We start from the raw sequence: 15,645 nt of genomic DNA on the forward strand, positions 1-15,645 counted from the left end.
TGGCCGAGAGTCAATTATTACGAGATCTCATTCCGCGATCGGCACATCGTTGATGCTCTCGGTTTGCCGCTGGCGCGCTCATACCCCGCTATCCCACTCCCCTGTATACTGATGTAGCACATGTTTCATCCGGGCTTATTGGGCCGGATTGTTCATGGGAGGGTCTTATGGCTGCTTCGAATCCGCCTAAGGGAAGCGTTTCTTCTTCGTCCATCAAGCCGGTGACGCGCAAGGCCGTGCGCTGCCAGCGCGAGGTCGCTTGGCTTGTCACGCAGGCGGCGGGCAGGCTCGTGGCGACCACGGAGGACGTCAATGCGCCTACGCCGAGCTTTGTGTTAGCGGCGGCGCTGGATTTTGTGCGCCAATTGGAGCTTGCCGCACAGGATGCCAGCGGCCACCTCGACTACCAGAATGTTATGGCGCCCGACCTGCAAACGTTCTGCCACATGGCCAAGTTGCCCGCCGCGCCCAATGCACTTTCGGACGCGGGCTACATGTTTACGCTTTCGGGCGCGGACCTTATCCGCGACATCTATGCATACTGCAGCGAGCTCGCCGAGCGCCACGTCTTTGGCACGGCAGAAATCAAACCGGGAAATGTCATCAAGCTGGTTCTTAGGCTGTTCCTGATGGATGGGTTCGGGACTATGCCAGCGTAAGCCGGATTTTTAACTTCGCCGTCGACTGGGCAACAACCGCCTTACCTTAGCGGGCGCCAATCGAGAGTCGATTATTGGGTCACCTCGTCCGCTGGCGCATTTATTCCGCACGCTCCGACAGTCGATACTTGCGGTTGCGACTCGTCGCCGGCGCTGTAGGCTCAAGCTCGCCTTGAGCAATGAGTGTGTTGACGCGCGACCTAACCTGGGAAATTGTGAGCCCTGTGTGCTCCGCCAACTCGCGCGTACCCAGCTCACCGCAACGCTTAAGTGCCGCCACAATTAAGTCACCGCCGTGGTCGACCGGCTCGACCTTTGAGCGATAGAGAACCACTTTGAACCGATCGAATCCCGGGCAGAACAGGGGCTCGGCCAAACCATGAGCACACATGGCGTCGATCATCATCGGAATGCCCGAGCCATTGCCCTCAGCCGGCGAACCTGCGCCATCCGGCAGCGGAACAATCGACATGAGTTTCATGAGCGTCGCGTTGCGGCACCGGGAGCTGCCGTCAAACAAGTTCTCGCGAGTCTTTCCTCCGTATAGGCCGCCGGGGTTCGTCACTTCGATACGGTCATCAAAGACGTCAACAGCGACCGACTGCCCACAGAACCGATCTCCGTATTCTCGGTGGATTACGGCGTTGGCGATTGCCTCGCGCAGGACCTCCTCGGGAATCTCCAGCGAGTCGACACGCGAGACGCCTTGGATCGTCGAGGTTCGCCGCAAATTCTTGGCGACTGCCGCGACGGCATCCGAGATCATTTCGCCCAACGTTCCCTCGCAGATCGTACGGTCCATGAACCTCAACGACCCCGCCGCGCCCTTCTGCGTTCCGGCATAGACCGCCACATCGATAAAGAGCTTAGGATAGAACTGCTGAGGATAGGCACCCGCAGCCAGGAGCCCGGCCTTAGTAACTTTGCCCTGGGAGTCGAGGAAATTCAGGCGCTCCAGCTTCGTTTTCTTGTCCGGCGCGCCGCGCATTGCCCGAGGTGTCAGCGAGAAAGCACGCTCTATCGTGCGATCGACCAGTGCCTCGTCAAGATCGCCTGCAACCGCGCCGGGCACTGCATCGCGATCGCTAGGACTCGTCCGCTCGTATGACGACAGTGCCAAAACCTCGGTCGATGAAAGTGGCACGTCTTTGTCATCAATGCGCTTGTAGCTGCCGCCCTGGGCGCCGCGTTCTATTACATAGCAGGGCTTGCTCGACGGGTCGAGCTCCTCAATCGTGATAACGAGAACCACGGTGCCCCGAAGCTCCACGCGCTCAATAGTGTATTTGGGCGGATTGGCCAGTTTTCCGCGACCGCCGGCATCACCCATGCCTGCGACAAATTGGTTGAGCACCTTCTCGGTCTCAAAGTCCTCAACCGGGACAAAGCCCGCGCGCTCGCTCACGCCGAGCACGATAATTCCGCCGGCGGTATTCGCGAATGCGCTAACCGTTTCCCATACGTCGCGAGAAAGCGTCGTGGCGCTCTCTTTGACCTCGACGCTAAGATCGTCCGAGCCCATGCGCCTTAAAGACTCGAGCAGACCGATCAGTTCGTTCTCGTTCATCTGCACGTCCTTTCGCTCGGTCCGGCGGAGAATGCCGCGAATAGATTTCCTTCGTCTCTCAGTTATCTCTCGTAATTATCTCTTGTCTCTCTGTTATCTCTCGTATTAGAGATGAGTGAAAGATGAGAGATAAGATATCTACCATCTGTTTCATTTAAACATGTTTTTGCTGGTAGAACAATCAGTATTGAGACAATACCGTGATTTCTTGTCTCTTTGCTGCTCAGTTATCTCTCATATTCATCTCTCGTCTTTCTGTTATCTCTCGTATTAGTGACGAATGAGAGATGAGAGATGAGAGATGCGCGGGCGGCGGATGAGCGTGGATTTTGGACGGTCGGGAAATGAGGGTGGATATTTGGACGGTTTTTGGACGTTTTGAGGCTGATTCCGTCCGAAAATCCACTCTCATTCGATAGGCGTCCAAGTTTCCACGCTCGCGCGGCGGGCACGCGGGGCCTTTGTCCAATCCGCCGACATCGTCTCCAGTTCGCCGCAGAGCCGCAGCCCCATATGGGTATACTCACGAGGATTCGACTCGATTCGCCCCCGCTGGGGCGTCAAAGGAGACTGCATATGCCCACCACCTCAACCGACCCGCGCGCCGCTGCCGCCGCGCTGCTGGTGCCCGGCACCACCTGTCACGGCTTTGCCGTCGAGCGCTGCGAGACCGTGCCCGAGCTCGACTCGGACGCCTACGTGCTGCGCCACACCGCCTCGGGCGCCCGCCTGCTGTACCTGGCGTGCGACGACGAAAACAAGGCTTTTGCCATTGGCTTTAAGACGCCGCCGGCCGATTCCACCGGCGTGTTCCATATCCTCGAGCACTCGGTGCTGTGCGGATCGGCCAAGTTTCCCGTCAAGGAGCCGTTTGTCGACCTGATCAAGAGCTCCATGCAGACGTTCCTCAACGCCATGACCTACCCCGACAAGACCATCTACCCCGTTGCCACCACCAACGAGCAGGATCTGTACAACCTGATGGACGTGTACCTGGACGCGGTGTTCAACCCGGCCATCTATACCAAGCCCACCATTTTTGAGCAGGAGGGCTGGCACTACGAGCTGGACCTGCCGAAGGGCGCCGAGGGCGAGGGCAACGGCAGCTCCGCGAGCCTGCGCGAGGGAACCCTACACTATAACGGCGTGGTTTTCAATGAGATGAAGGGCGCGTTGTCCGACCCCATGAGCGTGCTGGACGACGCCGTCAACGCCGCGCTTTATCCCGACACCGCCTATGCGCACGAGAGCGGCGGCGACCCGCGCGCGATCCCTGCGCTCACCTACGAGCAGTTCCTGGACACGCACGCGCGCCACTACAATCCTTCCAACTCCTACATCACGCTCTACGGCGACCTGGACGTGGACCGCGCGCTGGCGTTTTTGGACGAGCGCTATCTGTCGCAGCCGAGTGCCGCGAGCCGCCGCATGGACGCTGCCGTTGCAGCCGGCGAGGACCCGTCCACGCTGGCGCCCAATCCGCTGGTCGTGCAGGCGCCCGTGACCTGCGAGTACAAGCGCGTCGAGATGGCCACCACACCCGAGAACGCCCTGGTGGGCCTGGGTCTTGTGCTGGGCAGCGCGCTCGACCGCAAGCGCACGATCGCGGCGGACATCCTGTTCGAGGCACTGCTGGGTTCCAACGAGGCGCCGGTTAAGAAGGCCATTCTTGCCGCCGGCCTGGGCGGCAACGTGGTGAGCTACACCGCGGCCGAGAGCCTGCAGCCCTACGAGCTCATCATGCTGCAAAACGCGCAGCCCGGCGTGGCGCGTGAGCTGCGCCGCGTGTTCCAGGACGCCTGCCGCGACCTGTGCGAGCACGGCGTTCCGCGCGAGCGCCTGGAGGCCATCATCAGCAGCAACGAATACGACCTGCGCCAGCGCGACTACGGTATCGCCGACGGCGTGGCCATTGCGTGCGACGCGCTGAGCACCTGGCTCTACGATGACGACGCCGCGACGCTGGCGCTCAAGTACGGCCCGGTGTACGAGGAGCTGCGCGGCGAGCTGGACGGCAGCTACTTTGAGGACCTGCTGCGCGAGCTGGTGCTGGAGAATGACCACATGGCGCTGGTCGAGCTGGTGCCGGTGGATGCCGCCGAGGGTGCGGAGAGTGCCGAGGCTGCCGAGCTGGCAGCCAAGCGCGATACCATGACCGATGCCGAGCTGGCCGATGTGGTCGAGCGCACGGCTGCGCTGCGCGCCGCGCAGGAGGCGGATGACGCGCCCGAGGCCAAGGCCACGCTGCCACGCCTGCGCGTGTCCGACATTGGCGAGGCGCGCCCCGAGCCGCCGCTGGTCGTGGACACGACCGCGCCCATCCCCTGCCTGCGCCACGGCATCCCCACCAACCGCTTGGCCTACGCCATGCAGTATTTCGACCTGAGCTGCGTCGCGTTTGAGGACCTGCCCTATGTGACCCTGCTCTGCCGCCTGCTCAAGCAGTTGCCCACGAGCGAGCACTCGGCCGAGGAGCTCGACAACCTTATCGCCGGCAAGCTGGGCTTTTTGAGCTTTACGACCGAGGTCATGACCCAGCCCGACGTGGACGGCGTGCGCCCCTACCTGCTGGTGAGCGCCGGCGCCCTGTCCGAAAAGATCGATGCGCTGGCGAGCCTGCCGCGCGAGGTGTGGTCGAGCACGCTGTTGCTTGATGCCGACGCCGACCGCGTGCGCGACGTGCTCACGCAGATTCGCATTGGGCTTGAGCAGGGCTTCATTAACAACGGTCACTCGGCGGCGCTCGGTCGCGCGATGAGCTACAGTTCGCCTTCGGCCGTGGTGCGCGAGCAGCTTTCGGGCGTGGACTTCTACCTGTTCCTGCGCGATCTGCTCGACCACTTTGATGAGCGCCTGGACGACCTGCGCGCCAAGCTTGCCGAGCTGGCAGGCCGCATCTTTGTGTCCGATGGCTGTCTGGCGAGCTTTACCGGCAGCGATGAGGACTTTGACGCGTACTGGGCCGCCGCGGGCGACCTGGGGTTGGGCGCGGGCAACGGTGCTGTTGCCGGCCGCGACACGCTCGTGGTGCCGACGCCGTGCGACCGCCACGAGGCTTTTGTCATCCCCAGCGACATCTGCTTTGCGGCAAGCGCATGCGACCCGCGTCGCTTGGGGCTCGACGTGACGGGCGCCTGGGCGGTTGCCGCCAACGCGCTCTCCTACGACTACCTGTGGAACGAGATCCGCGTGAAGGGCGGGGCTTACGGCTGCGGATTCCGCGCGGCAGGCGAGCGTCAGGCCGCGTTCTACACCTACCGCGACCCGGCAATCGACCCCTCGATTGAGCGCGTGGCGCGCGCAGGCGAATGGCTCGGCGGTTTTGAGCCCGACGAGGCAGCCTTTGAGGGCTTTATCGTGAGCTGCGTGAGCGGCATGGACGCGCCGGTGAAGCCGTACGCGCTCACCAAACGCCGCAACACGACCTACTTGGCCGGACTCGATCCGCATGCACGCGAGGAGCGCCGCGCCCAGATGCTCGCCGCCACGCCCGGTGAGCTGCGCTCGCTCGGCGCCGACGTTACGCGCATCGCAGCCGTCTCGCCCACCTGCGTCTTTGGCGGCCGAGACGTCATCGCCAAGAGCAACGCCGGCTTCAACGTCATCGACCTGCTGGGCTAACGCACAGCAAAGGTAGATTTTTGGGACATGCCTGAAAATCTACCTTTTCTTTTGCCGCTGCCTGGGCGGGGCAGCTCAGCCCGTCACACCAGTTTGTCTAAATCTGTAACATCTAGGCGGGAATATTGGCTCCAGACGTTACAAATCGAGACGTTTTCGGATGACGCCGGCCCTTTGTCTCAATCTGTAACATCTAGGCCCGATTTTGCCGAGTTACTGTTACAGATCGAGACACACCGCCGCGAACACCCACTCTTCGTCAAAACCCACGAAGATGTCCATGAACTGCTCCCCTTGCGATGGTTTGCGTGGTGGTTTCGACATTTGACCAGATAAAACCTACCAAAATAAACCTGTCCCTTTTTGGCAGGTTTGAGAGAGGGGCCGGGATGGATAAGGCCGAGTTGCGGCGGGCGATAATTGCCCGGCGCGATGCTCTAGATTTGGATATGCGGGCGGCAAAGTCTGCTGCTGTATGCGCGCGGCTCGTTGAGTTGCTGGGCGGCTCGGGTCCCGCGGCCCCGCGCACCGTTGCCGTCTATGCCGCCATGGGCTCCGAGGCAGATCCTGCCGCGTTTGCCGCAGCGGCCGCAAAACACGGCTGGCGCGTGGCCTATCCGTGCATGTTCTCGGCAGCTGACACCGTGGCTTGTGGCCAGCGCATGTGCATGCGGGCAGTTGCTGCCGGCGATGCGTCCGAGGCCCCGTTTATCGCCCACCCTACGCGGGCCTTCGCAGCCACGGACGTCGACAGCAGCCGTTTTCCTATCGTGCCTGCCGAGGCGCTCGATATGATCGTCGTGCCGCTCGTAGCCTTCGACCACACCGGCGCGCGCCTGGGCTACGGCGGCGGCTGCTACGACCGCTACCTGCCCACGCTCTCGCCCGCATGCCAAATCATCGGCATCGCCTTTGACGAGCAGCGTGTCGACCACGTTCCCACCGACACCCACGACCTGCCGCTACCCCACATCATCAGCGCCTAACCGCCGTTGTATCGCACCCGCAAGATGGGCATCCGAAAATCCACGCTCGTCACGCCGCAGCCGCAGCCACAACCGCAACCGCGGCCGTAGCCTAGTGCTCCTCGCCGGCGCGGGCCAGGTCGTAGGGCGTGGTCTGGTAGACGTAGTAGTTGAGCCAGTTGGTGTAGAGCAGCTGGGCCTGGCTGCGCCAGACGTTGCGCGGCTCGGCGGTGGGGTCGTCACCTGGGAAGTAATGCGCCGGCACCTGGGGGTTGAGCCCGCGCTTCACGTCGCGCTCGTACTCCAGGCGTAGCGTGTCGGTATCATACTCGGGATGGCCAAAGACAAAGAAGCGGCGGCTGTCGGTCGACTTGACGATGTACAGGCCCACCTCGTCTGATACGGCCACGACCTCAAGCTGCGGCTCGGCCTCCACGTCCTCGCGGCGCACATCGGTATTGCGTGAATGCACGGCATAGAAGCGGTCGTCAAAGCCGCGGACCAGCGGGCTTTGCGGCTTCACCAGATAATGCTCAAACACGCCGCTCGCCTTGGCCGGCAGGTCGCACTTCTGGATACCGTAATGATGGTAGAGCCCTGCCTGTGCACCCCAGCAAATATGCAGCGTAGAGTGCACGTGCGTGGTGGACCAATCCATGATCTGGCAGAGCTCGGGCCAGTAGTCGACCTCCTCGAACGGCATCTGCTCCACCGGCGCGCCCGTGATGATCAGGCCGTCGTAGTGGATATCGCGGATGTCGTCGAACGTACGGTAGAACGTCTCCAGGTGGCCGGCACTCACGTGCGTGGCCTCGTGCGTCTTGGTGCGTAGCAGGTCCACCTCTACCTGCAGCGGCGTGTTGGAGAGCTTGCGCATGATCTGCGTCTCGGTGGCGATCTTGGTGGGCATGAGGTTGAGGATGAGCACGCGCAGCGGACGGATGTCCTGGTGCAGCGCGCGGTACTCGGTCATGACAAAGATGTTCTCGCTCTCGAGCTGCGCGGCGGCAGGGAGGGCGTCAGGGATGCGAATGGGCATGGATGCTCCTTACGAGTCAGTTGCAGCTATGGTACAACGAGCGGCCCCATCCGCGCGAGTGCATCGCCCCGAGACACCGTCAGCGGCCCAAATCACTCCAAAAGTAGAGATTAAGGCATGTCCCAAAAATCTACGGCGCTTTAGCCTAGCAAAGTGGCAGCAGGACGCTACAATGGTTCGATGCGAAAAACTCGGCCGAAAGGATACGTATATGTACCAGACGCGTAAGATCGGTGTGGTCGGCCAGGGCCACGTAGGAGCACATGTCGCCAACAGCCTGCTCATGCAGGGCATTGCCGATGAGCTGTACCTCTGCGATATCAACGAGGCAAAGGTGACGTCCGAGGTCCAAGACCTGCGCGACTCCCTTTCGTTTGTTCCGTACAACACCAAGATCGTCAACTGCTACGACCACTACGAGGAGCTGGCCTGCTGCGACGTCATCGTCAACGCCGCCGGCAAGGTCGCACTGGCCGCCGGCAACCGCGACGGCGAGCTGTTCTTTACCACCGACGCCGCCCGCACCTTTGCCAAGCGCATCGTCAACGCCGGCTTCGACGGCATCTTCGTGAGCATCTCCAACCCCTGCGACGTCGTGTGCACCGAGCTGTGGCACCTGACCGGCTACGATCCCAAGAAGATCATCGGCTCGGGCTGTGGCCTGGACTCTGCCCGCCTGCGCACCGAGATCTCCAAGAAGGTCGGGGTGAGCCCCAAGTCCATCGATGCCTACATGATCGGCGAGCATGGCTTTAGCCAGCTGGCCGCCTTTAAGGCCGCAACCATCGCCGGCAAGAGCCTCAACGAGCTTCAGGCCGAGAACCCCGACAAGTACGCCTTCGACCACATGGAAGTCGAGGAGCTCGCACGCAAGGGCGGCTATGTGACTTACGCCGGCAAGCAGTGCACCGAGTACGCCGTTGCCAACTCCGCCGCGCGCGTCTGCGCCGCCGTGCTGCACAACGAGCACGCCGTGCTTTCGGCCTCTACGCTTATGACCGGCCAGTATGGCGAGGGGGGCATCTTTACCTCCCTGCCGTGCGTGATCGGCGCCGAGGGCGTCGAGGAGGTCTACACGCTCGACCTTTCCGAGCACGAGCTCGAGGGCTTCCACAAGAGCTGTCAGCACATCCGCGACAACATCGCCCAGCTCGACTGGTGGGACGCCGAGGCCTACGACGCCAAGTAGGCCGTTGGCTGCCGCAACCTTGCAAATCTAAGCGCGATACCAAGCGGGCCGCGCCGGAAACCCACCGGCGCGGCCCGCTTTTTGACTCACGCGACACGCCTGCAGATTTAGGTCTAATACTTTTCCCGAAAAGTGAACGAGCAAAAACGAGCCCTCGAAGCATCGGCACTTTGTGGAGACCATTTCCTGCAGTTTCATTAAGATTTTCCTGCTGTTTTGGCGTCAAAAAATGTCGATGCTTCGGGGGTCCAAAATAGGTCGTTCACTTCTCGGGAAAAGTATTTGACTTCGTTTTCGACAAACAGAAAGGGGCGCCGTAACGCAAACGGGGCCCGCGCTTGGCGAAGGCCCCGTCATGAAAAATCGCGTTCCCCGTTACCTAGTACTGCTCGACGCCCATGTAGCGGCGAACCTCGGGGCTGTGGTCAAATACCTTGCCGCGGGCGGCGCGCAGCTCACAGCTCATCGCATAGAAGAAGATCGGCTCCAGGTACGAACGCACGCTGGCAGGCACCTCGCCCACGCCGTACTCAAGCGCATCGAGCACCATGACTGTATCGGTGTGCGTGTTGAGAAATGCCAGTGCGCGCTCCTCCATGGGGCGGCACTCGCCAGCGCCAAGCTGCACAAAGTAGAACACGCCGGGCTCGGTAGCCTCGAAGGGACCGTGGAAATACTCGCCGGAGTGGATGTAGCAGCAGTGCTGCCACTGCATCTCCATGAGCGAACAGATGGCCATGGCGTAGGTCTGGCTAAAGTTGGGGCCGGAGCCCAGGATATAGAAGAACTTGTGCTGCTGGCAGAGCTCGGCAAAGCGATCGCCCAGCTCGGCGTTGACCTTCTCGCGGGCAGCGGGCAGCAGTGCGTCCATCTGCTTAAGGCCGGCGTACATGTCGGCGAGCGCCTCGTAGCCCTCCTGCTGGTCGAGCAGCTCGGCGGCGATCAGAGCGCCGATGCCCTGCGGAACTTCGGCCTGCGACTCGCCCTTGCCCCACGGGTAAACCCAGGTGGTCCACTTGCCGTTATCGATCTTGGAGCCCGCGTAGTCAGTCATAGTCACGACCTCGGCACCGGCGGCCAGCGCCATCTCGCAGCCGTCGACGACCTCTTGCGTGTTACCGCTGTGGCTACAGGCGATGACGAGCGACTTCGGCCCTAGACTCTTGGGGGCCATAAGGCAAAACTCGCGCGCCGTGTAGACCGTCGAAGTAAACGTGGTTGCCTCGCGCTTGAGCAGCTCATTGGCCGGCATAAGGTCAATCATCGAACCGCCGCAGGCGATCCAAAAGACATTCTCGATCTTACCCTTGCGCTCGATAATTTCCTGAACCAGATCGTGTGCGTTCACGGTGACGTTCCTCCCTGTGTGGCGGCTTTGAGCGACGAAAGCTCGTACCTGCGGTCGTTCTATGTTGTCCTATTTATAACACGCAAGCTGTCGCAGGTGAATTCATTTCACCAAACTTGTTCTGTATTGTTCTATCTATGGACGTTAGATGTCGAACACGTAGCGCGAGCCCACGATCTTTTGGCGCCCGAGCAGCAAGGGCCGCTCGTCCGCATCGGTAAAGTACGCCTCCATATAAAAGAGCGGCTCGCCGACCGGCACCTCCAACAGCGGGGCCGTCTGGGCATCAGCGAGCGCGATCTCCACGGTACAGGGATCGGACTTGAGCGGTGCGCGGCCCGAATGCACGGCAACGATCGCAAAAATCGAATTGTCGGCGAGGTCCTCGTCGGCAAGCTGCTGCAGATAGGGATGGTCGGCCAGCACAAAGGCGTTGTTCTCGAGCATGACGGGCACGCCATCGGCCGTGCGCACGCGCTCGACCACGATGAGCTCGCAGCCGGGTTCCACGCCAAAAAACGCCGCGTCCTCTCGCGTCGCCGCAACCACCGTGCGCGATACCAGGCGCGCTCCGGCCGCCATGTCGTTGGCAGCGCAGGCCTCGGTAAAACTCTGGACGTCGCCTTTCTGGACAATCTTGCGCTTGAGCTTGGGCGCACACACAAACGTGCCCCTCCCCTGCTGACGGTTGAGATATCCCGCGCGCGACAACTCCTCAATGGCGCGACGCACGGTAATGCGCCCCACGCCGTAGGACTTCGCGAGCTCCATCTCGGAAGGAATGCGCGAGCCGGCAGCGTACACGCCGCGCGCGATCTCGCCCTTTAGGTCGTCCATAACCTGCTGGTACAGCGGCACGGCGGACACGTCAGTACGGTCGGTCTTGCTATCGGCTGCCATCGTTACGCTCCATCCCGTGCATGCTCGGATTCAAACTCTTCAATCGCCGCCATAAACTGCTCGCCAAAGGCGTCGGCTTTTTTCTCGCCAATGCCGTTGACCCGGATAAGCTCGTCGCGCGTCTGAGGGCGCAGGCGGCACAGACCGCGCAGGGCCTTATCGGAGAAGACCATGTACGGCGCCATCTCCAGCTCGATCGAAATCTCCTTGCGGAGTGCCCGCAAGCGCTCGAACAGCTCGGCATCGTCGCCCACGCGCGGGCGCTGATCCAGCTCGGCCTCCTCGCGCAGCAGATCCACCGCACGGCGGGCGCGGGCCGAGGCCTTGCGCTTGGATGCACGACGCTTAACGGTAAAGGCAAACGCCTCGTCCTCGACCTCGCCGGCACGCGGGCCCAGCCCCACGACCGGGTACTGTCCCTGTGAGGTTGCCAAATAACCGCGGCCGCACAGCTGCCCGATAATGTCCTTGATGCGCCCGACCGATTCGCTCGACAGCTCACCGTAGCCGCGGTCCTCGTCCAGATGCATCTGGCGAATGCGCTCGGTGTTACCGCCGTGGAGCACGTCGGCGATCAGCGACTTGCCAAAACGCATGGGACGCGTAGCCACATAGCGCACGGCGGCACGGGCCATATCGGTGACGTCCTCGACCTCGAACTGCGTGAGGCAGTTGCTGCAGTTGCCGCAGCCCTCGGCGTCGTCCGTGGCGGCACCGCTAGCACCGGCTGCGGCGGTATGCTCGGCCGCAGCCTCGTCGCCAAAGTAGCGCAGTATGTATTCGCGCAGGCAGCCGGTGGTATTGCAGTAGCCCTCCATCTGGCTGAGCAGACGGTATCGATTCTGGAGCGCCCACGCGCGTTGCTCGTCATCGAGCGCCTCGTCGGCAACATCGCCGCGATCGATCAAAAAGCGACGCATACGAAAATCATTGCCGTTCCACAGCAAATGGCAGCTGGCTGGGTCGCCATCGCGGCCGGCGCGGCCCGCCTCCTGGTAGTACGCCTCGATGCTCTCGGGCACGTTGTTGTGAATCACGTAACGCACGTTGGGCTTGTCGATACCCATGCCAAAGGCGTTGGTGGCAACCATTACCTGGATATCGTCGTCGATAAAGGCGCGCTGGCTTTGCCGGCGGGCGTCGTTGCCCATGCCGGCATGGTAGCGGCCAACGCGAATGCCGCTGGAGCCCAGCGCCTCGGCAAGCTCGCTTGCCAGCGCATCGACGGTCTTGCGAGTCGAGCAATACACGATGCCGCTTTCGCTCGAATGTGCGATCACATAGTCGCGCACCCACGCGGCCTTGGCCTTGTCGCCCATCTCCTCGCAGCCAAAGTAGAGGTTCTTGCGATCGAAGCCCGTCACCACCGTCGCGGGGTTTTGCAGGCCGAGCATCTGCTGAATGTCCGCGCGCACGCGCTCGGTCGCCGTAGCGGTAAAGGCCGCCACGATGGGGCGCTGCGGCAGGGAATCGATGAACTCGCGAATCTGCAGGTAGGCGGGACGGAAATCCTGGCCCCACTGGCTTACGCAGTGAGCCTCGTCGATGGCCACGAGTGGCACGCCAATGCCGGCGGCGGCCTCCCGCGCAAAAGCTAAAAAGCGCGGCTCGAGCAGACGCTCGGGCGCCACGTACATAAGCTGGTAGCGGCCCTCGCGCGCCCGCTTGAGCACGGTGTTTTGCTGGGCCGGAGTAAGACTGGAGTTGAGATAGCTGGGTCGCGCACCCGCCGCGAGCAATGCACGGGTCTGATCCTCCATAAGCGACAGCAGCGGACTCACCACAAAGGTGATACCGGACAGCATGAGCGCGGGCACCTGGTAGCAAATGGACTTGCCGGCGCCCGTGGGCATAACGCCCAGCGCATCGCGGCCGGCAAGGATCGCATCGACCATGCGGTCCTGCCCCGGGCGAAACGAGGTGTAGCCAAAATAGGCGCCGAGCGTATCGAGCGCCATCTTCTGCATGCTATCGGTCATGGTTTCCTAACGTCCAAGTCATCTGCCGCCGATTATACGCCGCCACGCGGACCGGTGCCGCACGGCTGCCGGCCACGGGCAATGTAATCCGATGGGAACGAGCGTGGATAATCTCCCACTTTGAACCCGTACACAGGCCAAAAACGGTGGGTAGTCATTGGGGACATTCTTGACAAGCGCGGAAACGTCGCTGGTTGAGCATAAGTCAGCGAAAACGCCCCTAAGCGAGCAAGGTGACGTGAAAGAGGAGGGAAGCGTACTTCGGTACGCGACCGACGATTGAACGTCAGATTGCCGCTTAGGGGCGTTTGCAGCGTCGACCGGTCCGCCGTTCGTTAGAACGGCGGAACCAAAGGCGTAGCGTCGAGCCGTTACACGGTTTGGTAAAACCGCGTAACTTATATGACCATGACGTAGCGGCTACCCACGTAATACTGCTTGCCGAGCAAAACCGGCTCGCCATTGGGACCGGTAAAGCCGGCACGCAGGTTGAGCAGCGGATCGTGCGGAGCGATGCCCAGCTCGGCCGCCTGCTCGGCATTGGCGCGAACGGCCTCGACCGTGCGGTAGCCAGCCGAGGCAATCGGCGTTCCACCAACACGCTCGACCTCGGCAAAAATCGACTTGTCCTCAAGATCGGCCGTCAACAGCTCACGGTAGGCGTCAAAGGGCACAAAGATGTTCTCCTCAAAGATGGGCTCGCCGTCGGCCGTACGCACGCGCTTGATATGCAGCAGCAGCGCATCCTTCTGCAGGCCAAAGAACTCCATCTCGTTTTGGCGCGCCGGAACGATCTGGCGATCGATTACATGCGCGCCGGCCTTCATGCCATTGTCGGCACACAGCGCGGTAAACGTCTGCAGCATCGAGGCATGAAACTGGCGGTTGATGTGCGGCGTGGAGACAAACGTGCCACGGCCTTGCTGTTTAACCAGATAGCCATCGGAACACAGCTCCTCTACGGCGCGGCGCACCGTAATACGGCTCACCTCGTACTGCTCGGCAAGCTCAAGCTCGGACGGGATACGCTCCTTGGGTGCATAAACACCCTTCTCGATCGAATCCTTGATTTCGTCGTAAATCTGCTGGTACAGCGGCGCATTTTTGGGTGCAGGCATATCTAATCACTCTTATCGAAATATCGGAATAACAAATACGTATATAACGTCTAGTTTTATGTTACCTCATAACGATAAAACGATACACCCTCCCTACCAAAAAGGGACAGGATTGAGCAGAGCCGGCAAAATGCCAAATACCTTACTTGCCGTCGTCCTGCTGCAGGCTGTCCTGTTCGCTGAGGCGCACCTGCCTGCTGGCCATGCGTGCGGGCTTGTCGGGATCGGGAACGGCCGTGGGCATGGGTTCGTCGACATGACCGCCCCACCAACCGCCCACAAAGTTGAGCGTGTGGAACACGTTGATCACGGCGCCGGGATCAACCTCGCATACCAGCCTGATAATGTCCTGGCTCTCGTAGGTCGAGACAACGGTGTGCAGCAGGTACATCTTCTCGCGGCTGTATCCGCCGACGACCTCGGCGCAGCTAATGCCGTGCTGAAAATGGTTTACGTAGGCAGTCATGACCTCGTCTGCCTTACGCGTCGTGATCTGCAGCGTCACACGATCGTAGCGATGATAGAAACTGTCGATGGTCTTGGTCGAAATAAACTGAAACACAATGGAATACGCCGCCTTGTCCCAGCCAAACATAAAACCAAAGATTGCCAGGATAAAGCAGTTGAAGCCAAAGATGACGCCCCAGATGGTCTTGCCCGTGTGGTTGGAGACCCACAACGCGATAAAGTCGGTACCGCCGGTGGATGCGCCGGACTTAAGCGCGATGGCAGCACCCAGGCCCGAGACCACGCCGCCAAAAATGATGAGCATGATCTTGTCGCCCAAAAATGGAGCGAAGTGAAAAACGTTGAGGAACAGCGACGAGAGCACGACCTGCATCATCGAGAAGATGACGAAGCGCTTGCTAATGCCGTTCCAGCATAGGAGCGCCACGGGGATGTTGAGTGCGAGCATACCGAGCGAGATGTCGATGTGAACGCCACCTAGCGAGGTAACGCGATCGAGAAGGACCGCGACGCCGGTAAGACCACTCGGAAGCAGGTCAGCGGGCCAAATGAACGCCTGGATCAGGAATGTCTGGAGAACGGCAGAGACCGTGACTGCCACGGCAGTAATGGCACGGCGGACGATGGTGAGGCGGCCGAGTACGAGCACGCGGTCCGTGAGCTGATCGATGGCATCCGCCACGCAGGCTCCTTTCGAAGGCAGATATAGTTGTGGGGCATGCCCGCGATTGTAGCATGGAGCGTGCGGGGGCGCCTCAATTCACCCTCTCTCGACAACCATCAGAAGGACCG

The 15,645-nt window shown here is 61.3% G+C and carries 11 protein-coding genes; 4 read left to right on the plus strand and 7 right to left on the minus strand.

Features of this window, described 5'->3' with window-relative positions:
* Window positions 1-167 precede the first annotated feature (167 nt).
* Complete coding sequence (locus ACQRC0_RS05545; RefSeq protein WP_427728452.1) at window positions 168-659, plus strand: hypothetical protein; 492 nt, start codon at window positions 168-170, stop codon at window positions 657-659.
* Between the two features lie 100 nt (window positions 660-759).
* Here ACQRC0_RS05545 and ACQRC0_RS05550 read toward each other — a convergent pair whose 3' ends face one another.
* Window positions 760-2,226 carry an ATP-binding protein gene (locus tag ACQRC0_RS05550; RefSeq protein WP_152067326.1) on the minus strand — a complete coding sequence of 489 codons (1,467 nt, stop codon included), beginning with the start codon at window positions 2,224-2,226 and terminating at the stop codon, window positions 760-762.
* Between the two features lie 576 nt (window positions 2,227-2,802).
* Between ACQRC0_RS05550 and ACQRC0_RS05555 the strand changes: the two genes are divergently transcribed.
* Both ACQRC0_RS05555 and ACQRC0_RS05560 read left to right on the plus strand, forming a co-directional pair.
* Complete coding sequence (locus ACQRC0_RS05555; RefSeq protein WP_427728454.1) at window positions 2,803-5,847, plus strand: insulinase family protein; 3,045 nt, start codon at window positions 2,803-2,805, stop codon at window positions 5,845-5,847.
* 389 nt (window positions 5,848-6,236) lie between these two features.
* Window positions 6,237-6,833, plus strand: coding sequence for a 5-formyltetrahydrofolate cyclo-ligase (locus ACQRC0_RS05560; RefSeq protein ID WP_427728457.1), 597 nt, complete (start codon window positions 6,237-6,239; stop codon window positions 6,831-6,833).
* 91 nt (window positions 6,834-6,924) lie between these two features.
* On the opposite strand, the gene metA is transcribed toward ACQRC0_RS05560, so the two are convergent.
* Complete coding sequence (gene metA, locus ACQRC0_RS05565) at window positions 6,925-7,851, minus strand: homoserine O-acetyltransferase MetA (protein WP_427719472.1); 927 nt, start codon at window positions 7,849-7,851, stop codon at window positions 6,925-6,927.
* Window positions 7,852-8,062: 211 nt separating this feature from the next.
* Between metA and ACQRC0_RS05570 the strand changes: the two genes are divergently transcribed.
* Window positions 8,063-9,040, plus strand: a complete 978-nt coding sequence (locus tag ACQRC0_RS05570) for an L-lactate dehydrogenase (protein WP_427728460.1) — start codon at window positions 8,063-8,065, stop codon at window positions 9,038-9,040.
* 379 nt (window positions 9,041-9,419) lie between these two features.
* Here ACQRC0_RS05570 and ACQRC0_RS05575 read toward each other — a convergent pair whose 3' ends face one another.
* The 5 genes from ACQRC0_RS05575 to ACQRC0_RS05595 all read right to left on the minus strand — a co-directional run bounded on the left by ACQRC0_RS05575 (window position 9,420) and on the right by ACQRC0_RS05595 (window position 15,535).
* The gene (locus ACQRC0_RS05575; RefSeq protein ID WP_152067318.1) at window positions 9,420-10,388 is read right to left on the minus strand and encodes an SIS domain-containing protein; all 969 of its coding nucleotides are present in this window, start codon (window positions 10,386-10,388) and stop codon (window positions 9,420-9,422) included.
* Window positions 10,389-10,532: 144 nt separating this feature from the next.
* Entirely contained in the window at window positions 10,533-11,288 is a 756-nt protein-coding gene (locus tag ACQRC0_RS05580) for a GntR family transcriptional regulator (RefSeq protein ID WP_427728462.1), read from the minus strand.
* 2 nt (window positions 11,289-11,290) lie between these two features.
* Complete coding sequence (locus ACQRC0_RS05585; RefSeq protein ID WP_427728464.1) at window positions 11,291-13,267, minus strand: RecQ family ATP-dependent DNA helicase; 1,977 nt, start codon at window positions 13,265-13,267, stop codon at window positions 11,291-11,293.
* 398 nt (window positions 13,268-13,665) lie between these two features.
* Entirely contained in the window at window positions 13,666-14,385 is a 720-nt protein-coding gene (locus ACQRC0_RS05590) for a GntR family transcriptional regulator (RefSeq protein ID WP_427728466.1), read from the minus strand.
* Window positions 14,386-14,527: 142 nt separating this feature from the next.
* Window positions 14,528-15,535, minus strand: coding sequence for a YitT family protein (locus ACQRC0_RS05595; protein WP_427719479.1), 1,008 nt, complete (start codon window positions 15,533-15,535; stop codon window positions 14,528-14,530).
* Between the last annotated feature and the right edge of the window lie 110 nt (window positions 15,536-15,645).

This window comes from Collinsella sp. SGI.033, assembly GCF_050315135.1.
GTDB lineage: Bacteria > Actinomycetota > Coriobacteriia > Coriobacteriales > Coriobacteriaceae > Collinsella.